This is a genomic window from Lentibacillus saliphilus (assembly GCF_019093865.1).
Taxonomy (GTDB): Bacteria; Bacillota; Bacilli; order Bacillales; family Amphibacillaceae; genus Lentibacillus_B; species Lentibacillus_B saliphilus.
Genome location: NZ_JABJXD010000010.1, coordinates 44537 through 68690, shown reverse-complemented (window position 1 = coordinate 68690; position 24154 = coordinate 44537). Strand labels below are relative to the sequence as shown.

Sequence of the window (24154 nt, the reverse complement as noted above, 5' to 3'; positions counted from 1 at the left end):
TTGGTCACAATGGCTGGTCCGATAGGAATTGCTGCAGGGGCTGCCGGTGTTCTAACTTATAAATTATATGATGCATATCGTGAGTCAAATTCGTTAAAAGATGTCTCTACGGATGTTGCAGAAAAGATGATTAAACAGCATGAGTCAAATATTGAATTGATTGATAGCCTTGATGGTTTAAGGAATAAATCGAAACTAACAAATGATGAATTCGTTAAATACCTAGATTTGCAAACCCGTCTTGAAAATGAATCAAATGCTGATGCTATAGCGTTGATAAAAGATGAAATGAACATATTACAGGAAAAGTCAGGTCTTTCTAACGATGAGTTGCAACAAATGGTTGATTTAAATAACGAAGTCACACAGACTATACCCGAGTCCACAAAAGAAATAACTGAACAGGGCAATCGTGTAGCTGATACAACTAATAAATTACGAGATTATAATGATGAACTCAGAGGTTTGGCCATTCGTGAACTGGAAGAAAAGCTGCAGAATTCATTAAGTAACGAGCAGCTATTACGCAAACAAATAAAAGATGAGCAAGTAGAACTTAACAGGCTGGTAACAAACGAAGAAAAGATGCGCGAGGTTGTTCGTGATCTAGCTAACCAGACTATTGACTCAAAAATAGAACAGTTAAAGCTAGAAGAAGAACGTCTTAACAGCGCAATTATTAATGACGGTTTACAAGGTGACGCATTAAACAAGGCTAATGAAGAACTTGAATTAACACGAGTAATTATTTCTATGCTTGAAGAGGGAGAAGGCACTTTGCGTGAGTCGCTTGCACATCAAATTAAAACAGTTGACGAGCAACGCGAACTTATAAACGGAAAGAAAGAGCAATTAGAGCAGACAGAGTTAATTGCTCAAAAGTTAGCCGATCAGTTCTTGGCAGAGGTGAATATAACCGCAGAAAAAGGTCGCGGTATCCAGGCTATTAATGAAGAAATTAAAAGAGTGGAAGATTTAAAGAAAAAGCTTGATGATAAGTTTGCTGGCCAACAAAAAAATAGTGAAGCATATCGTGAGCAAAACGATGATTTAAATACACAATTACAGCGACTTGAAGATGCTAAAGAAAAAGTAAATAGCATTAACGAGTTAGCCGGAAAAACAGTTTATGGAAAAGAAATATATTTGGAAGCTAGACCGACTTTAGATAAATTTGAAAGTATGGTTGGGAGGTCGATTGGTAAACGTGTAAATCTCCATGCATCTGGTCCAGCGGTTGCTCCACTATATGCAAAAGGTACACCACAAAGTGGCCATCCAGGTGGTCCAGCTATAGTTGGTGATGGTGGGGGAAGAGAGTTAATACAGACACCAAGGGGAGTCACGTTTCTCTCACCATCAACCGATACTTTGATACCTGACTTACCAAAGGGCTCTCATGTTATCCCACATCGTGAGACGGTACGTATGTTAAAGTCAGCTCCAAAGTACGCTAGAGGTACAAAGGACTGGAAAAACTTAGTGGATCATAGACGATTTAAAAACAATGAATTTATGACACTACTAGCCATAAATGCTAAAAACAACGAGACTATGGTTGAAATTCCTACGCAATCTTCAAATAGGAACAATAATGATCGCTCTAAAGAATTACTTGAGGCTACCCTAGAGCAAAATGAACTCTTGAGATTAATCCTTGCTAAGGATAACAACACATATATAGACGGCAGATCGTTGGGTGGAGATTTAGAGCCTATAATAAGCGAGATACAGCAACGCAAAAAGAGAGTGAGGGATCAATTTGCCTAATCCGTCTTTTACATTTAACGGAATACGTAAGTCATGGCTGCATATGACGCTTGGTAGAGATAAGCCTTTATTTGTGCCGGTAAAACGTAACATGTTGACGATCCCTGGCATGGCTGGCGCATATCTACAATCATCACAAATAGAACCTATTGCATTTGGTCAACCAATAGCATTTAAAGTACGCGATGACGAACATGCTTTGCAAATCAAAGATGAATTAGCGGAATGGCTGATCACAGATAAACCAGCGTCCTTAGAATTTGATGATGAACCAGGACGCATTTATTATGCCTTAATTCAAAATAGCATTAGTGATTTGGAACGCTTTGCTGACCTACGACAAGGAACAATTCAGTTCCTATTATTAGATCCATACAGTTATGGTCCAGAACTCACACGCAATTTCACATCTGATGCAATTACACTTACAAACGCTGGTACAGCTGAAGCGGATCCGGTCTTTGAGTTGACAGCAAAGAAAAAAACTACTTTTGCAATGATCAGTAACGGTGATGAATACAATTTGATTGGAAAGCCTGCAACTGTTAATGAACAGACTGTTGATACACGGTCGCTATTATTTGAAGAAGATGGCTCAACGATTAATACGTGGACCACAGCAGGCACAAAGGTAGATGGTGGAACGATAACAGGATCATTCGGAACTGACGGCGCCGGCATTACAGTCCCCGATTATGGCACAGGTCCTAGTTGGCATGGACCAGCACTCATTAAAGAAGTCACACCAGTTCAAGACTTTGAAGTGAAAGCACATCTGCAAATGCGCACACCAAACCCGAACCAGGCTACACGAATTGAATTGTATTTGTATAATGAATTTATGAATGTGATTGGTAAAATGGCTGTCGTTGATAATATGACGGCTGTAAACAAGAAGAATGGTGAAGGACGTGTTGGACCATTTGTTGGTGTTGGTCAAAATTATCTAATCAGTTCAGCCAACTATCAATATAACTGGGATTACTTTTTCGGCATGTTACGTATTAAGCGTGTTGGCAATAAAATAGAGTTTTATATCACGCGTATTGCAACTGATACCAGGCATGTCTTGAACTTAAGAAAAACATACACGGATAATGCTGGAGATTATTCAGGAAGATTAAAATACGTTCAAATCCATATTGGAAAAAATGGACCAGAACCCTATTCGTCTAAATTTTTCAGCGTATCAGCTTATGAACTGTCCCAAGCAACCGTTGATCAAACACCATATATTTTAGATGTTGGAGACAAGGTCAGCTTTGATCATAAAAATGATGACATACTTGTAAATGGAGAACCGCGAAACGATTTAAAGAATTTCGGAGGTTCTTTTTTTAAACTCAAAAAAGGCGAAAATACTTTAGCTGTTTTACCTTCTGCTAGTTTTAATACGGAAGTTAAGTATAGAAATAGGTATTTATAAATTGGGAGATATCTCTACAGGAAAGGAGGTAACTCATGTCACAAATACACATTATAGACGGACAAGAAAATACCATATTAGACTATATCACTGCTAAAAACATCATCGATGACGATCATAAAAAGTCGTTAGAAGATACACTTGAGACTTATGTGTTTACAACGTTTGCAGATAAGCGATTCAGTCCATATCTTGAAAAACGCAATAGAATAATCATTCCAGATGAAGATGGTAGCCTTGTAGAGTTTGTTATTTTTGAAGCACATAAGTACAAGGATAGAGAGGGTTATAAAGCACAAGTCCATACACATGCTTCATATCTTGAATTAAAAAAAGCAGCGGTTGTATATCCAAGCGAATTCACTGGATCAGCTAGTCAACATGGCGGTCGCGCATTGAATGGTACCAGTTGGAAGATAGGAATTGTAGAAGGCAAGGGAAACATTACAATCAACATTGAAAACCACACTAACCCCTATGCCTATTTAAAAAGAATAGCAAAAGAGTTTGGACTTGAGCTAAGGTTTCGTGTTGAACATGATGGTAATCAAATCAATGGCCGTTACGTTGATCTTCTTGTACGAGTGGGACAGTGGCGAGGTCGTGAAGTTGAGTTTGGAAAAGACCTTGATGGCATTAGACGTATTGAGAAACAAGATATTGTCACTGCTCTTTTGGGTTTAGGGCCAGAGCGTGAAGATGGTACCAGGTTAGAAGTTTTAGTTACAGATGAAGATGCTCTTCAGAGGTGGGGCTGGTTAGATGATAACGGCAATTTAAATCATTTAATTGAGCCTTATGAGATCCAGTCAATACAAATGGACATGACTGAATCTGAAGCGCGTCAGTATACACGTACAGCATTAAATAAGAGAATCAACACCCAAGTAACATATGAAGCATCTATCGTTGATCTTGAAAATGTACCTGGAATGCAGAACAAAATAATACGTTTTGGCGACACCATTAAAATAAAAGATACGTCATTTAACCCAGCGTTGTACCTGGAGGCCAGAGTTTTTGAACAGAATCGTTCTATTAAAAATAATGCTAAAAAAGCTGTTAAGTTTGGTGACTTCATAGAGTACAGTGAAGATCAAGTCAATGCAATTTGGGAACAACTTAAAAAGCAAATTAAGAACAAAATAGACGCTAAAAAGCTGAGAGAATACACTTATGACAAGTTAACGATAGATGACAAAGACTATACAACTTTTGAAGAAGGTAAGACGTTTGCCCAAATACGAGCAAATGAAGCACAAGCTGCAGCTGAAGCGGTCGCGGTAGCAGAAGCCAATTTGGCAGAGGTACAAGCAAAAGCATATGCAGATGGAAAAGTATCGGAAGAAGAAGCGCGTGCTATTGCTGACGCTAAAGCAAAGCTGGAAGAAGCAAAAGCCGATGCATTAGCAAAAGCAAATGCTGCAGAAAACGCGGCAAGGTTGCACACAGTGAATTATGCAGAAAAGAAACGCATTGAATCACCTACAGCACCAGCTGACATTTCTGTATTATGGGTAGATACGACTAAGACACCTAATGTCATAAAACGCCATGATGGTCTCTCCTGGATTAAGTTGAGCCCTACTGAAGCGGCAGAGATTGGAGCAGAAACACCTACTGGAGCTCAAGCCAAAGCAGATGATGCTGAAAATAAAGCAAAGCTTCATGCAGACAGCGTTGCAACCACAGCTGAGACGAATGCTAAGACTCACGCAGATAACGCCGCAGGACAGGCTCTATTTGACGCGAAAGCATATGCGGTTGCTCAGACTGTTTACGATAATAAGATGTTTCAAATAGCTGGTGAATTAAGTGATAAGGCAGGGATTGAGTACGTTGATGGTCAGCTTGTAAGTAAAGCAGAAAAAGCTGATACGTACACGATCATGGAGGTAGACAACCGTCTATTAAACAAGGTGGATGTCACAGAGTACACAACCGACATGGATGGCATTGTCACGCAGTTGGATACACAAAGTACACGCATAGGACAGAACGAAACAGCAATAGGCTTAAAAGCTGATGACAGTAAAGTTGACACGATTAATAACACATTATCCACTCGCATTGGTAACGTCGAGGTTCAGGCAGATCAGGTGCAGATTAGTGTTTCAGAAACACAAGCCACTTTAAGTGATATAGGAATCTGGGTAGCTAACTATAATGTAAATACATCTACACCTAAGATTTTAATTCATAGTGATGGGACAGAATTTGATACAAACTTTACTTATCGAGTTACAGCAAAAGTCCTTGCAACGGGTACAAATACAACTGCAATAGCTGTATTTCATACCGGGGGTGGTGATTTATGGAGAGTAACAAAAATAAAAGAGTATGGATCAACTTCTAATCATCCAGAGTTCTTCATAAACAGTGAAGGGAAGCCTTCAATTAGATTGTATAATCATACAAACGTTTATACAGTAGAAATTAAGCATGAAAAGGTAAGAGGGGGTACCGATGCTTTACTAAGCACGCAATCACAAATTACTGAAAATAAAGCATCTATTACAACACTGTCGGACGAGATTAGTTTAAAAGCAACCAAAACTGATTTAAATGTGATTGATGGTAGACTTGCAATCGCAGAAGGTCAGATCACAACAATGGCCGGAGAAATCAACACCAAAGCCGAAGTGTCTATTGTTGATGACATTGGTCTCCGCGTCACGACTGCAGAACAAAACATAAGTGCTCTAAATGGTGAAATAACTCAAAAGGTATCCCAGACTGATTACAATGGTAATATAATCACGTCAATGATTAATCAGAGCGCTACAACGATTGATATTAGTGCAGCAAAGATTAACTTTGATGGCCATGTGTTTGGAACGAATGCTACTTTTGAAGGGACGATCAGGGGTGCATTGATAGAAGGATCAACTTTCAAAACTGTTAGCAGTTTGGGCACGCTCGAAATTAGTGGCAGTACGATTCAAACTGTGAAAGATGCAGGAAGTTTTGTAACAAAGCTAGGGTTTAATGAGCTATCCGTTTCAGGGACTTCTAGTCAAACACGAATTTCTGATAATGTAATTACTGTTGAAGAATATGGGGAAAGAACACAAATTTCACCAACGTTTATTTCAACTAATAGAATACTGGCTAACCAAATTGTAACATCAGATAATTTATTAATTGGAACAGATGTATTAGAGTTTTCATCTGGCGCACAAATAGATATGGCTAGTGGACTGGCTCGTATTAAGTCAGGCAACCAATATTTACGCGTAGACCATTATGGATATGTGCGAATGTATGATGGAGCAAATTTAAGACATACGTTCAATTTATCAAATGGTGATTATACTGCATCTGGCTCTATGAACGCAAAAGCCTTTGTATCAACTAATGGTTCAGCTACGGGTAGAATAATAACAACTACAACAAATGGTGGAAGAATGTACGTTCAAGCTGATGGAGATGTCAGTGCAACAAAATACATGTCTGGGACGCTTGTACCATTAAGAGCATCCGACTTTAATAGCGGCTCACTTGCTGAATACAAGCAAGATATAAAGCCATGGGGTGAATCTGCACTTGATTTAATTAACAGTGCAACAATTTATGACTATCGTCTTATATCTGAAGTAGCTGATGGTATTGTAAGACCACGACAAGGTCTTGTAATTGGAGAAGGTTATAATGCTCCGAGTGGGGTTATAAATAATGACAGCGTTATGCAGTATCAAATGAATAGTTGGTCATGGAAAGCGATACAGGAATTGGACATTAAAGTAGCTGCAGCTGAAGACGACATTAATATTCTCAAAATGGAAAACCAGTATTTAAAGCAAAAGGTTAAGCAATTAGAGGGGATGATAGCATGAAGGTTGAGATCAGTAACGGAAAAATAGCAGAAATTATTAATTTCTTGTACGAGCTGAAACTAGCAAGGAAACATTCACGAATGCGTAGACGATTTATTGGCTTGCTTCAAGAACGACTGCAGCTTGTTGAGGAAGATCGAAAGGAACTGCTCAAGGAACATTCAAATAAAGATGAACATGGTGAAGCGATCATTAATGACGGTCAATATGACGTCAAGGACATGGTCGCTTTTTCTGATGATCTGAAAGAGTTGTACGCTGAAAAAATGGCCATTGAAGGAGGGGATAACCGTGAAATGATTAAGACCATACGTCAGGCGTTGAAGAAGTTTGAAGACGTTGAATATGAGGGGAAGGATAGCGAGATTTACGACTATCTGTGTGATCAATTTAATGTAGATCAGGAGGATGATAAAGATGAAAATTAATATCACAAGCGTTAATGTTAGGTATGCTGAAGGTGCACCAGATAGTGTTCAGATTCATTTCTCTGCTCACGATGATCAACGAATGATTAACATCAATGGTTATGTACCGTTGACAGCTGCGGAATACAGCGGTAATGAATCGCTTACCGCGCTAGAGGGGATTGTGCGGCAGGAAGTTTCAGCTAAGGTAATGGAAACTTCTGTATAAATATGAAGGGTTTTTGTCCTTCCTTGTCGAAGTGTGTTGGTGAGGAGGGGACGAATTGGAAGTAAATGATTTAATTCGAATCATAGTAGAACAAAATGAGCACTATAAGGCAATGTTGCAATGGGCGGTAGGGAGTATTATTACAATACTGGTGATTTTTTTAACTGCAAATTTCTTTACAATGCGTAAGCTAAGGAAAGAGGAAATAGAAAAGATAAAACAAGAATTAATAACAGATCTAAAGTCAGAGGATTTAGCAAAGATCAAAGGCGAATTAAGAACTGAATTAATAAGTCTGCAACAGAACGATATAGGAGAATTACGTGCGAATATTAATGAATTAAAAAACAAATTTAATGAAATGCAAAATTCATTTATAGTCCTTGAAGGGGAACTTAAAGAATTAGAAGCTAAAAATTGTTTTAAAAACGGACAATATAACCTTGCTTTCAGTTTGTATATACAGGCTATCAATTTATATATTGAAGCAGATCATTATGAGTTTGTAAAGGTAGTACTTGTGTCTTTAGAAAAAACGGCCGCTCATCTAAAGCATTTGTTTGTGTCGGAAGTACCGGACTTTAATGAAATGTGTGAGCGACTAAAGCAAGAGGATGATGAACAAGTTAAGAGAATTCATAAGAAATTAGGCGAAATCAAACATTTATAGACAACTATATTAAGAGGTACGCTCAATTAATGAGCGTATTTTTTAATGAAAAAGATCATCAGGATCAGGAGGTGGATCATGTCAATTGAAATAGGTGTACTGGTAGCTGCACTATCATTGTTTGTAGGTATACTCGGCTACCAACTTAATCAGCAACGACATCAGATGCACAAACATAAAGAAATTAAATCAGACAGTCAGGATGCTACAGAAGTACGAGCAGAACTTGGCTATATCAGAAAGGGGGTTGATGATATAAGAATTGACCTGAAGGCGAATGAAAAGAACATTGCTCACTTGTCGGAACGTGTTACCAGGGTTGAAGAATCTAGCAAGCAAGCTCACAAGAGAATAGATAGTATAGACAGTCCTGATAAATAGGGCTTTTTTTATTGGAAAAACCAAGGAGGGTTATATATGAAAATTAACTGGAAAGTACGTTTACGTAGCAAGAAGTTTTGGGTAGCATTGGCAGCATTATTGGGGTTAATCGTGTCTGATCTAGGTTTGATGGATGCAGGACATTATCAAACATATGTTGATGCAGGGTTATTGGTATTAATAGCTGGCGGTGTTGTTGCAGATCCGACGACAGCTGGTCTAAGTGATAGCAAGCAAGCTTTAAACTATAAAAAACCACGGAGGGATAAGTAATGGCTAAAATCCAAGACATTAGAAAACGCACACAGCGCACAAATGACACTCGTAGTCTGTCGCAGATCAAACACATCGTGAGACACCATTCGGCGACAGATACTGGCGATTTTGATACATTTTGGCGGCATTGGAATGGTACTAATGGATGGGGTACAGGCGGTTATCACGAGATTATTTTACGTGATGGAACAGTCCAACTTTGCTATGATCCGAACGAAATTACAAACGGAATAAAAAACTACAACACCCCTTGTTACCACATTTGCGTAGTTGGAAATGGCTCATTTACAGAAGCACAAGAAAAAGCGTGGGACGAGCGTGTTGCATACAATATGGCCAGGTTAAATATTGATGTCGATGAAGTCAAAGGTCATAAAGAAATGCCTAACTCAAACACAGCATGCCCTGGCATTGATATGAATGAAGTGCGTGATCGTATTAAGTCTGATATTAAACCTATCGAAGGTACTTACACGGTTAAGCCTGGTGACACCTTGTGGGGCATTGCACAAGCGCACAATATTTCTGTTGATACGCTTAAAAAGCTTAATGGGCTCAAGACAGATCTTATCCATCCGGGTGATGAATTGGTGGTGAGTGACAAGTCGAATTCTAAACCATCTTACGTTGGAAAACGCGTGGAATCCAAGCATAACGGTACTCTGCGCTTTTATTCAAAAGCGTCATGGTCCGATAGCCATGTAGCTGGACACTTGAAAAGAGGGTATGGATTTCCAACAATCGTATCTAAGGTGAAAGTTGGTTCTGGCTACCAGTACAAGGTTAAAAACAGTAAAGGCGATACGTATTATGTTACTGCTAGTAACAAGTATGTCAGAGTAATATAAAATATACCCCTCTCCAAATTGAGGGGTACTGGAAGTAGGGGGTTGGCTTGTACAAGCTAATCCCTGTTTTATTATTCACCATTAATCTGTTATTATTCCTCAATTTTGTCAACAATAGGCTCTTCTCCATACCAAAGTTCCATAACCTCTTTTGAAATTATCCATTCATTACGTACTGCATCTGGTTTTTTAAAAGACTTGATCAATCCCTTATTTTTAAGATCTTCAATCTGTTCCTTGTTTCTACTAGGCTTTAATTTTTCTTTTAAAGCTTCATGGCTTATACCCCACCGAAAAGAGGCTTCATTAGGAGTCATATAGTCATTAATATTCATTTGTTATGATCCTTCCTTTTTTGTTGTAAAACAATAATCAAAACTGACAACGATATAATAAAAGATGCTAAAGCTATCCAGAACGTCATATTGTATTCTCCTTTCTAAACTGTTATATTAGCAGTAAGGAGCGGCAACTCCTTACTGCGTTGTTGCCTATTTTTTATCTTTTTTAGATACCTTGTAGGCGACAAGGGCTGTTATTAGTGAAGCGATGGCTGTGATTATGGCGGCTATCGCTTCTATTATTTTTGTAAGACTTTCCATTTATACACCTCCCTTTGACTTGTTAATTATATTATAACACCTTATAAGGTGTGAGTCAACAGGTTTTTGGAAGTAATTCCCTTGATTTGAAGCATAATAAGGGCCTATATTCGACCCTTTCACACCTTATTCCAAGTTAAAACTTCTCCAGACAATTCCGCACACAACTTTTCACACTCTGCATCAGTCAATATGTCTTTAAAGTGTAATTCTGTCACTCCTGCATCCGTAAAGCCATCGTCATAATAATTCTCTAAATCATACATTTCCCTAACTGAACCAAACCCAACTAAATGTCCTGGCATTATTTTTTCCAAAAAAAATCCCCCTCCCTATAAACACATTCGAAAAAAGTTACGGCAAGGGAGCATTTCTGTTATAAACCATTTCAAATTGTGTTATTTTGTTTCAATATGTCCGAAATGGTGTTATCATAGAATTAACAGGAAAATATTGCATAAGGACATTAATTTTATTCAATATTTCACCCTAAGTAGCATAAGTTCATTAAATGAAGGTAATGACTATGATAAAAAGGTGGATATTGAATATGAATAGTAAATTTATTCTTTTGTGTGGAGGGAGAAGAATGAATCGAATTAGCGTATTGGATGTAGCTAATTATTTTCTAAGTAAAAATAGCATGACTCCAAAAAAACTTCAAAAACTTGCTTATTATGCAGAGGCGTGGCATCAAGCTTTGCTTCAAAGACCATTAATTGAAGATGAAAGCTTTCAGGCATGGGTTCACGGTCCTGTCGCACCCAGTTTATACCAAAAATATAAAACATATGGATGGAATCCTATACCGAAAACAGAAGAGGCAACTGTCAATTTTTGTGAAGAGTCGTTGTCTATCTTAGAATCTGTTTGGGAAACATATGGTGATCAAGACGGTAATTCATTGGAAGCACTAACCCATAGTGAAGCACCTTGGATAAACGCTCGTGCAGGATTAGAACCAAATGAGAACTCCAACGTAGTTATTTCAACCGAAGATATGAGGAATTATTATAGATCAATATATTTGGGTGGGTAATAATTGCAATTAACAACCAAAAATATAGGGATACCTAAAAAAGGACAAGTATTAACTAATAAAAGCAAAGCGAAATTCAAAATGTCTTTGGAGAGATCGTTGGAGAATGGGTTTTGTTTTAAAGATTTACAAAAACGAGAAGTAAAAGCTTTTAACAGCTTTATAGATAAGACAGTTGGAAAAAATTTAACGGTACTAGAGGTTAATCAACGATTCGGAAGATCCCCTGATAAAAGTGATTCAATAGACGGATATAATATATACCATTATGAAGTTTCAGGTAAGTTTAGAATCCATGGGTATTTAAAAGAGGGGTATTTTGTAATTTGTAGAATTGACCCCAACCACAGAGTTCATTAAGGCCCAATTTGGGTCTTTTTTAATGATTACTACTATGAATTATCTGATGAACCCCCGCCTAAAACTATTACTAATATATAATTCGCCAAGAAAACATAAACTGCTCTTTTGTTAGGAGGAAAATAGGGATATGTGTCGAATGGTAATGTAGAGGGGGGAGATTCTTATGAACAAAGTGGCAATTGCATTGAATACTGTTGGGGCACTAAGTATAGTTGGTGGATTTATTGTTGGTCTAAATTTATACAAAATACCAATGGACGGTATGTATTCGAGTGAAGAGAATTACGCGGTATTATTAACATGGATTGCAGCGGGATTTATCAGTGGTATTATTATGTTTGGTTTTGCTGAAATCGTTAATTTGCTTGATGAGAAAAAACATGTTGCTGAAGAGCAGACAGATATATTAAAAGGCATTCATACATATTTAAAAACTAGAGATGATGATAAAGAAAGCTTAGGTGCAGTAGATGAACCTGAACAAAAAGAAATTAATGTCGAGTTGTATGAGGACCTTAAGGAGTTAAGAAATGAATTAAAGGGTAGAGGTTACGGCAATGATATCATTGAAACAATGATAGCCGAGAAAAAAAGAAAGCAATGATAAAGGATAAAAAGGGCCAATGCGGCCCTTTTTTAATTACTGTGTATCCAGTATCATCCTTGATAGTTCTGATACAGATTCCCTGTACTTTTTGCTCTCCACAAGCCTAAGAGTAATATCATTTATGTGTTCTTCAGTCAATCTTACTCCCATACTGTTAGCGATCCATTTGACGTAGTCATGCAACGTTTCCATCACAACTCCCCCTTTGATGATTAATTCTCCAGGAATATATAAAATCCTCTTTTGTAACTACTTGAAAAAATAACCCTCCAAGAAAACAAGAAGGGTTATTTTTAGGGACTGTCGTGATACAAAAATGATACTATAACGCTAAAATTATTGTTTTAGTGACTTTTTCATAAGTTGCTAAAAAGCCTGTTGTATCAAGCCTTTTGTTGTATTTTTAAAACTAAGGGTGATTTAATTCAGAGTATCCCGCCGTCTCCACCAATACATATGTTGGTGGTTTTTTTGTGGAATGATAAGACCGTAGTAACAAACTTATATAAACAGCTGTAGTCGTCTTCTATTTTAGGAGACGGCTTTTTATATGCTATCATTAACCTAATTTCAACTATATGATTATTTGTATACCTTTAAGCTAAAGGTGGTGATCTCATTGAGTCATGATAAAGAATCTCCTCAAGAAAGAAGAGAAAGAATGAGCCAAGAGGAGCGGAAACGCAATTCTGGTGGTCATTTAAATGATTCAATCAATAGAGCAAATAGTGGTAATCTAGTTGACTTAGTCGGGGCATTAGGCTGGAAAGGGACTGGGATCCTTATTCTTGTCCTCATTTTAGCGTTTATTATATACGCTGTCTTTTTCTGTTAAAAGGTAAAATAAGGGGGGCTTGCTATTGGCAAAGGGCGTTATACATCATATTGAGCTTTATGTTTCTAATCTAAAAAGGTCGCTTGATTTTTGGGGTTGGTTTTTAGAGGAATTAGGATACAGTTCTTTTCAGAAATGGGAAGGTGGACAAAGTTGGAAAATGGGGGATACATACATCGTTTTTGTTCAAGTAGAAGAGCGATTTCTAGACATCCCCTATCATAGATGTCGAGTAGGGTTAAATCATTTAGCATTTTATGCCGAGTCACGGGAGCACGTGGACGACATGACTGAAAAACTAAATCATAAAGGCGTTAACTTACTTTATACAGAGCAACATCCTTTTGCTGGCGGAGATGACTATTACGCTGTTTATTTTGAAGATCCAGACAGAATCAAGGTGGAGCTTGTTGCACCTTGATAGGATGATAGTTGAAAGGCCAAGCCATTTTGCGATATAGGGTCAACGTACATCACGTTGTATGATTGTTGCATAAAGCGTGGAATGTCCATTGCCAAATCCACCGCCGAACGATTAAACTATAGATATAAGAATTAGGGAGGCCCTTTATATGACGACATATCCAAATACAGAAGAAACGATTCAGCTTATTCAAGAGCTCGTTTCGATACCGAGCCCGTCTGGTTATACTGACAACGTTATTCAATTTGTCGAAGACTATTTAACAAAACGAGATGTTGACACGTATCGGAACCGTAAAGGTGGTTTAATTGCGACATTACCTGGGCAGGATACGACACGGCACCGGATGCTAACAGCACATGTTGATACCCTCGGTGCCATGGTTAAAGAGGTTAAAGGTAATGGACGGCTTAAAATCGCTTTAATTGGTGGGTTTAAGTTTAACTCAATAGAAGGTGAATATTGCCGTATACATACCGCTGGCGGGCATGACATTACAGGTACGATATTGATGCATCAGACATCTGTTCACGTTTATAAAGATGCCGGTACAGCAGAACGTAATGAAGATAATATGGAAATCCGTGTTGACGCAAGGGTAGAAAATGCAGACGATGTCAGAGCGTTGGGCATTGAAGTAGGGGATTTTGTGTCATTTGATCCACGTGTTGAAACGACTGACAGCGGCTTTATTAAATCACGCCATCTTGACGATAAGGCCAGTGTTGCCATTCTTCTCCAGCTCATCAAACGGGTGCAGGAGGAAAACATCACATTGCCATATACGACACACTTCCTAATCTCTAACAACGAAGAAATCGGCTATGGTGGTAATTCAAACATTACACCTGAAACAGTAGAATATCTTGCTGTTGATATGGGTGCAATGGGCGATGGTCAAGCAACGGATGAGTATACTGTATCAATCTGTGTGAAGGATGCCAGTGGTCCGTATCACTTAGGCTTACGCAATCACTTAGTTGAGCTAGCCCGTAAAAACAATATCGGTTATCAGCTTGATATTTATCCATACTACGGCTCGGATGCCTCAGCAGCGATAAGAGCTGGGCATGATATCGTTCACGGCTTAGTAGGCCCAGGGATTGATTCATCGCATGCATTTGAACGTACACATGAAGCTTCACTCACAAATACCGAGCATCTCTTATATCACTATATCCAGTCAGAAATGGTGTAACATTGAGAGTTAGATAGACTAAAAAAGCGTTTGGCATAAATCAGAGCCAAACGCTTTTTGAATTTTATTTTGCCTTACAACACATACCAATAGATACAAATAAAATGAAATAGGCTGCCAAATAAGATGAAAATATGAAATATCTCATGGAACCCCATATGTTTAAACTCCAAGAACTTCGGCTTCAACCAGTAAATAAAGCCACCGATCGTATAGGAAACGCCACCGAGTACCAAATAAACAAGACCAGCTGTCCCGATAACTGGTGCAAGAGACGGACTAAAAAAGACGACAATCCACCCCATAACAATATATAAAGAAGTTGATAACCATCTAGGTGCGTGAAACCAGACAAGCTTGAAGATGACGCCTAAGATGGCTAGACCGTTGATCACTGCAAAGAGAATCCAGCCTGTTTTCGTCCCATTTAAACTAATGAGACAAAACGGTGTATACGTCCCAGCAATCAGAACGAATATCATGGAATGATCCATTCTTCTAAGAAAAGCAATAACCCGATCACGGGCAATGACCATGTGATATGTGGCAGACGCAGAATATAACAAAATCATGCTCACGCCGAAAATAATGACTGCCGAAATGGCCAGAATAGAGTCTGTTGTTGCGCTCGCTTTCAGAATGAGCGCCAAAAGACCAAAAATTGATAAAACAGCACCGAATAAATGGGTCAAACCGTTGATTGGTTCACGTATACATGCACCCATGTAATCAACTCCTTTTAACATGTAGTTATTGAAACTACATATAATCATACTAGTATATCTTCATGTAGTCAAGGTTTACTCCGATGTTTTTTTTCAGTATAATATGAGAAAATATGACATTGGAGGCTCATCATGAAAAGATGGGAAACATTGATTAATGATTTACAAGTAGAAAATAGGTTAACGATAGAGGATATACCGGATTTGGACTTATATATGGACCAGGTTATTCAATTGTTTGAAAGGAAATTTTCAGGATCAAAACGTCATGAAAATGAAAAAGTCTTAACGAAAACGATGATCAATAATTACGCGAAAGGGGATTTATTTATCCCCATAAAAAACAAGCGTTATACGAGAGATCATCTCATGCTAATTAGCATGATTTATCAATTAAAGGGTGCGTTGTCAATCAAGGATATTAAGCAGCTCCTCGGTGAATTGAATGACCAAATTACAGACGATGATTTTCATTTAGAGGATTTATATGAGAGCTATCTTAAATTAACAGAAACGAATGCCGAGCGTTTTAAAGACAATGTCCTTGCATGTGCTGAAGAAGTTGAGAATGAAGTTGGTCAATATGAGGACGATGACAATCGCGACTACTTAGAGCAATTATTGCTCGCATGTGCGCTCGTTAATATGAGTAATTTTTATCGCCGGGCAGCTGAAAAGCTTGTAGATGACATGGCAGAACGTCATCAAGAAAGGGATCAATAAGGTCTGAATTACATTTCTGAAATACGTTCTATTCTATTTAAACAATTTTTGAATCAAAATGGGTGTTATTGACGTATACCGTTTTGGGGAGAGCCGATAGTCGGCAAAAAATATAATGTGAGGAGATGACAAACATGATGTCAGGGAAAAGGTGGTTAGCACTGGGGATTGCAGCAGGTTTATTCGTCGTTTCAATTGGTTTTCAATTTTTATCAAGTGTTGTTATGACGGACTGGGAAGCCTTGCTGGATATGACAGAGCAGCCATTTGAAGAGGTAATGATCGAAACAGGCTCATCAACGGATAAAATCGCAATTGTTGAGCTGAACGGTGTTATTCAAGATACAGGTAGCGGTTCGGTATTAAGTGGGGCCGGTTACAATCATAAACAATTTCTTAAGATGTTAGAATCTGCAGGCGAGGATCAACACGTTGATGCTGTTATTATTAGGGTTAACACTCCAGGTGGCGGTGTTGTCGAAAGCGCAGAAATTCATGATAAGGTTGTTGAGATTCAAGATACATATGAAAAGCCTGTTTATATTTCGATGGGTAATTCGGCGGCTTCAGGTGGCTATTATATTTCAGCGCCAGCCGATAAAATTATTGCACATCCAGCCACTTTAACGGGCTCAATCGGTGTGATCATGCAGAGTATTAATGTTGCCAAGCTTGCTGAAGATCTTGGTGTTGATGTTAAAACAATTAAAAGCGGTGAATTTAAAGACATTATGTCACCAACGAAAGAAATGACAGACGAAGAGCATGACATTTTACAGACGATGGTTGATGAATTATATGGCGACTTTGTCCAAGTGATTGTTGATGGGCGCGATATGGATGAGCAAACGGTTAGAAAATTAGGTGACGGTCGTGTATATACAGGCGCTCAAGCAAAGGATATCGGACTTGTTGATGAGTTGGGAACGTTGGATGATACGATTGACATGCTCATGGAAGATCACAATTTAGCGGGTGCCTCTATTGTTGAATATCGTTCTGGTGTTGGATTTCCTCAGTTATTTAGTATGACAGCTGGGAAATTGCTTGGTAAGGAAGCTGAGCTCTCAGGTCTTCTTGAATTGATTCGTGATTCATCTGGACCAAGAGCAATGTACCTGTATTCAAAATAAGGGAGGTGCGATGATGAACGGTGATACATTTGACATAGCTATGGCGGAAGACCAAACAGTTGCCGAAGAAATGCGTTATGTTGGATTTTGGGTGCGGTTTTGGGCTTATTTAGCTGATTTACTCGTCATATTTGCAATCAGTACTCTGCTACTTGGACCAGTTAATTTGTTATTTGAACTCAATCAGATTTCTATTGGTTTTTGGACAGTCGGGGGCATTCTTGGAGTCGTTATCTTTTATGGGTACTTCCTTTTAATGACACGCTTGTTTGGTCAAACTTTAGGAAAGATGATATTCGGATTACGTGTCGTTCATATCAATGGAGAGCAATTAACATGGGGAGATCTATTTTTCCGTGAGGTAGTTGGGCGTTTTATAAATGAGGTGTTGTTTCATATCGTTTATATAGTTGTTGCCTTTACACCCCAAAAGGAAGGCGTTCATGATATGGTTGGCAATACAAGAGTTGTATACGAAAAATCTCGGTAAAACAATGGTTAGCAGGGGGGATGGGAGTTCGCGCTTCGATGCGCGATCCTATCCTGTACTGCTTTTTCAATTTGCGTAGTATCGCGTAACCAATTTGTATATAGAAATCAATTCATATAGGATAATTAATTCAGGTGGGAAGCGTGTTGGATGCTTGTCGCTTTTTTTCGTGATTTCTTCATTGTCTTCCCAAAATAAAGCCATCAATTGATTAAAGCGATCAATATGTTCATCCTGATTATATTTGGAGCGGTTTTTCATACTTTGACCTAAAGCAGCGACAGCCTCTAAAATAATATCATTTTCTTCATTTGACCATGTTGGCTTCTGGAGTGGTGTATAAATTAAATTATCCAAATGATAATGAATGAGGCGCAATTGTTGTAAGTGCGTACATGCATATTGAAATTGTTCTTTTTCACTTCCAACTAATGGGTGGAATTTACTTTCTTCTCTTTGGAATCGAATTAATGTCTCAATATTAATCAACTTTTGATCAAGACGCTGTAGCATTTGAATGTCTACCGCATTTTCCTCGTGTTTGTGATCGAGAATATCCTTAAATACCTTTTCAACAATTTCACCTGTTTGCTTGCGCGCTTTGTCACTTTTTTCAGCAATTTCTTTCGTGTAATCGGGTGGAAGAACAAACATATTTACAACCGTTGACACAACTAATCCGATCGTCGTCGTTCCTAGTCTAATAAAAAATGCAATAAGATAATGGCTGTGAATCACTTCAATCATCGCAACAGCTGTTAATGTTGCAACGAGGAGTCCGGCGTGTAATTTTAATTTGAAACAGGTTGCAATGGTAAAAACCGCGGCAAATGTATATGTGATCGGTGAATTCCCAAACAGTGATATAAAGAGAACAGCATAGAATGAACCAATGGCTGACGCAGGAAAACGAATTAACCCTTTTTTGATTGAATCTGATACAGTCGGTTCTAATGTTACTATAGCCGTGATGACGGCGAATACTGGTGGCCAGTCAAAAAGATTGCATATCCATGCAGTTAAAAAGACAGCAACACCTGTCTTGACAACACGACTGCCTATAAAAGGCCATTTCCGAATCATTCATTAAACCTCCTTTCCAATGTACTTTGTAAAATTTAATATAACTCTGAAACACAATTGTAATATGATTATCATATTCATGTCATCTCACCGTGTTATACTACTCGTTGAGTTATAGAGTTTTACTAGTTTACATATAAAAATATACCATAAATGCAACGTCAATACATAGAGTTGGACAAGCAGAGTTATTGCATTTTGGTTGGGAAAGCGGGGAATGAAGATTGAAAAAGTCAATTTTGACAATTACTGCTGTAGCCACACTTGGTTTTGGTGGTATCTTTTCAAGTCACACAATTCATGCAGACAGTCTTCAATCACTTAAACAACAGAAATCAACCATTCAAAGTGAACGTGATTCTATCAAAAGTGAATTATCTGATGCAGAAGCGGATATAGCTGATGTGTTGTTCGATATAGAAAAATTAAATGAAGCGATTCAACGAACGGAAGAAGCTTTAAAAGAAAATCGCAGCATGATGAAACAAACTGAAAAAGATATTACAAAGGCCAACGATGAAGTGGCGGCTCTTGAAGACGAAATCGGTGTTCTCGAAACAAACATCGAAAAGCGTATGGATATCCTTCACAACCGTGCATTGTCATTTCAGGAAAGTGGCGGTAATTTAAGCTATATGGAAGTTATTTTTGGAGCAAAGAGCTTCGGTGAATTTATTAGCCGCTTAGCAATTGTGAATCGGATTACGGAATCCGATGCTGATATTGTTGAAGAACAAGAAGCTGATAAAGCAACACTCGTTGTTAAACAAGATAAAGTTGAGACGAGACTTCAAGAACTTGAAGATATGAAGCTTGATTTAGATGAAATGGACAGCATTATTGTAGCACAGCGAGAGGCGAATGCTGAACGCAAGCAAGATTTAAATAAAAAGGAAAACAACTTACGCAAATTGGCAGCTAAGCTTAAAGTAGAGGATTCACGTTTGGCCTCACTTGAATCAAATATTAGCCAGAGCATCGCTGCTGCAACTCCAAGTAATGGCGGTAACTTAACGAGTCTAGGTCATTCTAGTTCATCAAAGCCATCGAATTCGTCAAAGCCATCAGGAATTCCATCAGGATCAGGAAATATGAGTACGATATTAAATGCGGGGATGCCATATTTAGGATTACCTTATCGTTGGGGCGGAAAGAGCCCTTCAACCGGGTTTGATTGCTCTGGATTTGTTTCTTGGGCCTATAAGCAAGGTGGGGTATCAATTCCATCTAGTACGAGATCTCTGAGATATACAGGAAAAGCTATTCCTTATTCAGAGGCAAAACCAGGTGACCTTGTCTTCTTTAGCAATACAGTTCCAGGAAGAGCGGACAGTCATGTAGGGATTTATTTAGGCAATGGCAAATTCATTGGTGCTCAATCAAGCAATGGAGTAGAAATTGCAAGTATGACAAGTGGCTATTGGTATAATCATTTTAAAGGTCATGTAAGAAGAATACATTAATATACAACAATACAGCCCTCCATTATGGAGGGTTTTTTATTTGGAAAACATTCATTTATACATTCAATGAGTGAAAAACGTTTCAATGCTACATTGCTAAACACCCTATATCTATCTAAATTCGCATACACATCAATTCAGCCTTATAAAACCTAATATTGCCGTATAAAGGCTAATAAATCCGTATAAACGCTATTACAGCCGCATAAATCAGAACTCTACCGCATATCCACCAAAGCAGCCGCATAAATCAGAACTCTACCGCATATCCACCAAAGCAGCCGCATATATCAAAAATCTGCCGCATATCCGTCAAAGCAGCCGCATATCTTGTCCAGCAGGCTTGCCCACCACAGCTGTCATTCCTAACCACATCAAAAATCATTTATCCAAGTCCACATAATTGGAACTCCTTTCACCATTCGTTTTACCCCCGTCATAATAGAACCACACGTACAATCCCACACACTATTATAGAATAGAGCCCTTAAACGATGCCCTCGAACCCAACTCCAATGTATAATTTTGTATCTATTTCTTAAAATAAGGTTTACCGAGCAAGATTTGTGGATATATACCTATGAGCTCTTTCATCCACCGTTTGATTTACGGTGGAAAAAACTTAATAGGGAAGGTTTTGTTATGTCACATCGAAACCCTGTTTTCTACATATCTGCCGGTGTTGTTTCTTTACTCGTTATAATTGGTGCATTTTTTCCAGTCAAGTTTCGTGAAGTGGCTGAAAAGCTGTTTCAATTTACGACGACTTATTTTGGCTGGTTTTATTTGTTAGCTGTTTTTATCTTTGTATTATTTTTGGTTGGTTTATCGATTAGTAAATATGGAAAAGTGAGATTAGGTGCCGCTCATTCACGTCCTGAATATCCGTTTTTTACATGGATCGGTATGTTGTTTTCAGCGGGATTTGGTGCCGGTCTTGTATTTTGGGGTGTGGCTGAACCGATGAGCCACTTTTTCACGACGCCTTTTCCAGGGCTAGAAGCTCAAACAGAAGAAGCAGCTCGCGTTGCAATGGGGTATTCATTTTTCCATTGGGGTGTCAGTCAATGGTCTGTTTTTGCGATTGTAGGGCTCGTAATTGCGTTTCTCCAATTCAAGCAAGAAAAGAAAGGATTGATCTCCAAAGCGATAGAACCTGTCGTCGGCAAAAATAAGCTGCTCGGAAATACAGTTGATTCTCTTGCAGTTATTGCAACTGTTATGGGTGTAGCGACCTCTCTGGGACTTGGAATCCTGCAAATGAATGGCGGATTAAAAAACGTATTTGGTCTTCCAACATCCATTTGGATTCAAATTGCCATTGCAGCTGTGATGCTCGTGATGTATTTGTTGTCCTCAAGTACAGGTCTGAACAAAGGCATCAAATGGCTTAGTAATTTAAATTTAGGCTTGTGCTTGGTCCTTTTGGTATTTGTCTTTATTGCAGGTCCTGGTGTCTTTATTTTAAATACATTCGTACTCGGCCTTGGTGATTATTTAACGAATTTTGTTCAATACTCACTTCGTTTAACGCCTTATCAAGATGGGAGCTGGGTCCAAGACTGGACAATCTTTTATTGGGCTTGGGCGATTGCCTGGTCACCTTTCGTTGGCGCATTTGTTGCCCGTGTTTCTAGAGGAAGAACGATTCGAGAATTTGTTTTTGGTGTCCTCGTTGTGCCTCCGGTAATTGCGTGTATGTGGATTGCTGTGTTTGGGGGAACGACGATATTCAGTGACTTGAACAATGGTACCCATATTGCTGAAGCCGTGAACAATGATATCGCTGTCGCATTGTTTGAAACATATGGTGATATGCCATTTTCGATTGTCCTATCTATTCTTTCGATCATGCTTATATTCACATTTTTAGTGACATCTGCCGATTCAGCAACATATATACTTGGTAGCATGACATCGAAGGGCAGTTTAAATCCAGCCCTACGCGTTAAAATGATATGGGGCGTTCTCATTACGGCCATTGCTGTCGTTCTTTTATTAGCTGGATCAGGTGGTTTAAATGCGTTACAAACCGCTTCGCTCATATCTGCCTTGCCATTTACCGTCATATTGTTAACAATGGTTGTTGCATTTTTACGTATTATAAAGACGATGTTTTCATCGAAATCGTAACGATGATTTTTGTGAAGACGGGTGTCATCTTGGGGTTAAAAAGGAGGTGAGTGCTCTGTACGAGCAGTGACAGAGCAACGCCATGATCATTGTTAAGCTTCTAACAGTCGCTCTACTAATTATATTGACAGCTTTTTTCGTAGCAACTGAATTTGCGATTGTCAAAGTAAGGGCAACACGGATCGATCAGTTAATCGCTCAAGGCAATAAAGCTGCCATACATGTTAAAAAGCTGATCGACAACCTTGATGCGTACTTATCAGCTTGTCAGTTAGGGATTACGGTTACAGCTCTTGGACTCGGGTGGTTAGGTGAGCCGACGATTCAAGTGTTGCTAGACCCTGTATTTCGAAGCATTGAATTGACACCAGCATTATCGGCGATCATATCATTCGGTATTGCCTTTTTCTTTATCACATTTTTACACGTTGTAGTTGGTGAACTGGCACCGAAAACAATAGCGATTCAAAAGGCTGAAGCGGTTGCGCTCGTCTGTGCGCGCCCACTCATATTATTTTACAAGATTATGTACCCATTTATTTGGTTGTTAAATGGCTCGGCCCGTTTAATCATTCACTTGTTCGGGTTCAAGGCTGTGAACGAAAATGAAGTGGCTCATTCTGAAGAAGAGTTACGCCTCATTCTTTCGGAAAGCTATGAAAGTGGAGAAATCAATCAAACCGAGATGACATATGTGACAAACATATTTGATTTTGATGAGCGAACGGCGAAGGAAATTATGGTTCCACGTACTGAAATGCTCTGCTTCTATAAGGAAGACAGTTATGAAGAGAATTTGAACGTCATTAAAGAAGGACAGTTCACAAGATATCCGGTTGCTGAAGAAGACAAAGATCATATCGTTGGTCTCATTAATATTAAGGAAGTGTTCACAGACCGTTTGACGACAGAACGAGACAGCATTAATGATTTAATTAGACCCATTTTGCACGTGTCGGAAGCTACCCCAATCAAACAAGTGCTCCTTCTCATGCAAAAAGAACGAATTCATATGGCGATTGTCATTGATGAATATGGAGGCACAGCGGGACTTGTAACTGTAGAGGACATTCTTGAGGAAATTGTCGGTGACATTCGTGATGAATTTGATACAAATGAAAAACCAATGAGTGAGAAATTGTCTGACGGTACATACATTGTGGATGGTAAATTGTTACTTGAGGACGTGAATGCATTACTCGGAACACATCTAAAGGATGAAGAAGTCGATACGATTGGAGGTTGGATTATTACCCATCATATGGACGCGGGCTATGGGACAGTTGTTGAACATGACGGGGTTCAATTTATCGTAGAAGAAATTGATGGCTACCAGGTGAAAAAAGTTAAAATCATACAGCGTTAAAAAGCGGCTAAAATATTCTATCGAATATCGTGACTTTATAATAACCTAAATCTCATGACCATTCATGTGATTTAGGTTTTAATTTATCCCGAGTTGATCCGCCCGTTATAATTTTTCCGATTTTTGT

Annotated in this window: 25 protein-coding genes; 21 read left to right on the top strand and 4 right to left on the bottom strand. The window is 38.6% G+C overall.

Translation table 11 applies throughout. The annotated features are described in order from the left end of the window. The first annotated feature begins 9 nt into the window (after positions 1-9). The 9 genes from HPC67_RS13515 (at position 10) to HPC67_RS15900 (ending at position 9843) form a co-directional block, all read left to right on the top strand. On the top strand, positions 10-1770 hold the full coding sequence (locus HPC67_RS13515) for a coiled-coil domain-containing protein (RefSeq protein ID WP_217588729.1): 1761 nt from the start codon (positions 10-12) through the stop codon (positions 1768-1770). After that, positions 1763-3196, top strand: a complete 1434-nt coding sequence (locus HPC67_RS13510; protein ID WP_217588728.1) for a distal tail protein Dit — start codon at positions 1763-1765, stop codon at positions 3194-3196. Before HPC67_RS13515 ends, HPC67_RS13510 begins: the two co-directional genes overlap by 8 nt. A gap of 35 nt (positions 3197-3231) precedes the next feature. Then, complete coding sequence (locus tag HPC67_RS13505) at positions 3232-7032, top strand: phage tail family protein (protein ID WP_217588726.1); 3801 nt, start codon at positions 3232-3234, stop codon at positions 7030-7032. Continuing rightward, positions 7029-7460, top strand: a complete 432-nt coding sequence (locus tag HPC67_RS13500) for a hypothetical protein (RefSeq protein WP_246570107.1) — start codon at positions 7029-7031, stop codon at positions 7458-7460. Before HPC67_RS13505 ends, HPC67_RS13500 begins: the two co-directional genes overlap by 4 nt. After that, positions 7450-7668, top strand: coding sequence for a hypothetical protein (locus HPC67_RS13495; RefSeq protein ID WP_217588724.1), 219 nt, complete (start codon positions 7450-7452; stop codon positions 7666-7668). Before HPC67_RS13500 ends, HPC67_RS13495 begins: the two co-directional genes overlap by 11 nt. A gap of 55 nt (positions 7669-7723) precedes the next feature. Next, positions 7724-8338, top strand: a complete 615-nt coding sequence (locus tag HPC67_RS13490) for a hypothetical protein (RefSeq protein WP_217588722.1) — start codon at positions 7724-7726, stop codon at positions 8336-8338. A 78-nt stretch (positions 8339-8416) separates the two neighbouring features. Beyond that, entirely contained in the window at positions 8417-8719 is a 303-nt protein-coding gene (locus HPC67_RS13485; protein ID WP_217588721.1) for a hypothetical protein, read from the top strand. Between the two features lie 36 nt (positions 8720-8755). After that, positions 8756-8992, top strand: a complete 237-nt coding sequence (locus tag HPC67_RS13480; protein ID WP_217588720.1) for a phage holin — start codon at positions 8756-8758, stop codon at positions 8990-8992. Next, positions 8992-9843 (top strand): LysM peptidoglycan-binding domain-containing protein, encoded by an 852-nt coding sequence (locus HPC67_RS15900; protein WP_217588719.1) that lies wholly within the window; start codon positions 8992-8994, stop codon positions 9841-9843. Before HPC67_RS13480 ends, HPC67_RS15900 begins: the two co-directional genes overlap by 1 nt. A 92-nt stretch (positions 9844-9935) precedes the next feature. Here HPC67_RS15900 and HPC67_RS13470 read toward each other — a convergent pair whose 3' ends face one another. Together HPC67_RS13470 and HPC67_RS13465 are read right to left on the bottom strand one after the other, a co-directional pair. Next, entirely contained in the window at positions 9936-10178 is a 243-nt protein-coding gene (locus HPC67_RS13470; RefSeq protein ID WP_217588718.1) for a helix-turn-helix domain-containing protein, read from the bottom strand. 386 nt (positions 10179-10564) lie between these two features. Then, positions 10565-10762 carry a hypothetical protein gene (locus tag HPC67_RS13465; protein ID WP_217588717.1) on the bottom strand — a complete coding sequence of 66 codons (198 nt, stop codon included), beginning with the start codon at positions 10760-10762 and terminating at the stop codon, positions 10565-10567. 272 nt (positions 10763-11034) lie between these two features. Between HPC67_RS13465 and HPC67_RS13460 the strand changes: the two genes are divergently transcribed. The 6 genes from HPC67_RS13460 to HPC67_RS13435 all read left to right on the top strand — a co-directional run bounded on the left by HPC67_RS13460 (position 11035) and on the right by HPC67_RS13435 (position 14911). Continuing rightward, entirely contained in the window at positions 11035-11484 is a 450-nt protein-coding gene (locus tag HPC67_RS13460) for a Panacea domain-containing protein (RefSeq protein ID WP_217588716.1), read from the top strand. A gap of 3 nt (positions 11485-11487) precedes the next feature. Beyond that, positions 11488-11844 (top strand): MAG6450 family protein, encoded by a 357-nt coding sequence (locus HPC67_RS13455; RefSeq protein ID WP_217588715.1) that lies wholly within the window; start codon positions 11488-11490, stop codon positions 11842-11844. A 166-nt stretch (positions 11845-12010) separates the two neighbouring features. Next, positions 12011-12451, top strand: a complete 441-nt coding sequence (locus tag HPC67_RS13450) for a hypothetical protein (protein ID WP_217588714.1) — start codon at positions 12011-12013, stop codon at positions 12449-12451. 622 nt (positions 12452-13073) lie between these two features. Beyond that, the gene (locus HPC67_RS13445) at positions 13074-13289 is read left to right on the top strand and encodes a DUF6366 family protein (RefSeq protein WP_217588713.1); all 216 of its coding nucleotides are present in this window, start codon (positions 13074-13076) and stop codon (positions 13287-13289) included. Between the two features lie 25 nt (positions 13290-13314). Beyond that, positions 13315-13710, top strand: a complete 396-nt coding sequence (locus HPC67_RS13440; RefSeq protein WP_217588712.1) for a VOC family protein — start codon at positions 13315-13317, stop codon at positions 13708-13710. A gap of 151 nt (positions 13711-13861) precedes the next feature. After that, positions 13862-14911: a M42 family metallopeptidase gene (locus tag HPC67_RS13435; RefSeq protein WP_217588709.1), complete on the top strand. Its 1050-nt coding sequence runs from the start codon at positions 13862-13864 to the stop codon at positions 14909-14911. A 74-nt stretch (positions 14912-14985) separates the two neighbouring features. Here HPC67_RS13435 and trhA read toward each other — a convergent pair whose 3' ends face one another. Continuing rightward, positions 14986-15636 (bottom strand): PAQR family membrane homeostasis protein TrhA, encoded by a 651-nt coding sequence (gene trhA, locus HPC67_RS13430; protein ID WP_217588707.1) that lies wholly within the window; start codon positions 15634-15636, stop codon positions 14986-14988. Between the two features lie 132 nt (positions 15637-15768). Here trhA and HPC67_RS13425 point away from each other — a divergent pair, with 132 nt between their 5' ends. The 3 genes from HPC67_RS13425 (at position 15769) to HPC67_RS13415 (ending at position 17982) form a co-directional block, all read left to right on the top strand. Beyond that, positions 15769-16359, top strand: a complete 591-nt coding sequence (locus HPC67_RS13425) for a DUF1836 domain-containing protein (protein ID WP_217588706.1) — start codon at positions 15769-15771, stop codon at positions 16357-16359. Between the two features lie 134 nt (positions 16360-16493). Next, complete coding sequence (gene sppA, locus HPC67_RS13420) at positions 16494-17492, top strand: signal peptide peptidase SppA (protein ID WP_343327848.1); 999 nt, start codon at positions 16494-16496, stop codon at positions 17490-17492. A 13-nt stretch (positions 17493-17505) separates the two neighbouring features. Further along, entirely contained in the window at positions 17506-17982 is a 477-nt protein-coding gene (locus HPC67_RS13415; protein WP_246570105.1) for an RDD family protein, read from the top strand. 66 nt (positions 17983-18048) lie between these two features. On the opposite strand, the gene HPC67_RS13410 is transcribed toward HPC67_RS13415, so the two are convergent. Further along, a complete protein-coding gene (locus tag HPC67_RS13410) occupies positions 18049-19065 on the bottom strand; it encodes an FUSC family protein (protein WP_246570103.1) in 1017 nt (338 codons plus the stop codon). Between the two features lie 224 nt (positions 19066-19289). On the opposite strand from HPC67_RS13410, the gene HPC67_RS13405 reads away from it, so the two are divergent. The 3 genes from HPC67_RS13405 (at position 19290) to HPC67_RS13395 (ending at position 24027) form a co-directional block, all read left to right on the top strand. Further along, positions 19290-20528, top strand: coding sequence for a C40 family peptidase (locus HPC67_RS13405; RefSeq protein WP_217588705.1), 1239 nt, complete (start codon positions 19290-19292; stop codon positions 20526-20528). A gap of 642 nt (positions 20529-21170) precedes the next feature. Continuing rightward, a complete protein-coding gene (locus tag HPC67_RS13400) occupies positions 21171-22661 on the top strand; it encodes a BCCT family transporter (RefSeq protein WP_217588704.1) in 1491 nt (496 codons plus the stop codon). Positions 22662-22743: 82 nt separating this feature from the next. Then, on the top strand, positions 22744-24027 hold the full coding sequence (locus HPC67_RS13395) for a hemolysin family protein (RefSeq protein ID WP_217588701.1): 1284 nt from the start codon (positions 22744-22746) through the stop codon (positions 24025-24027). The last annotated feature ends 127 nt before the right edge of the window (positions 24028-24154 follow it).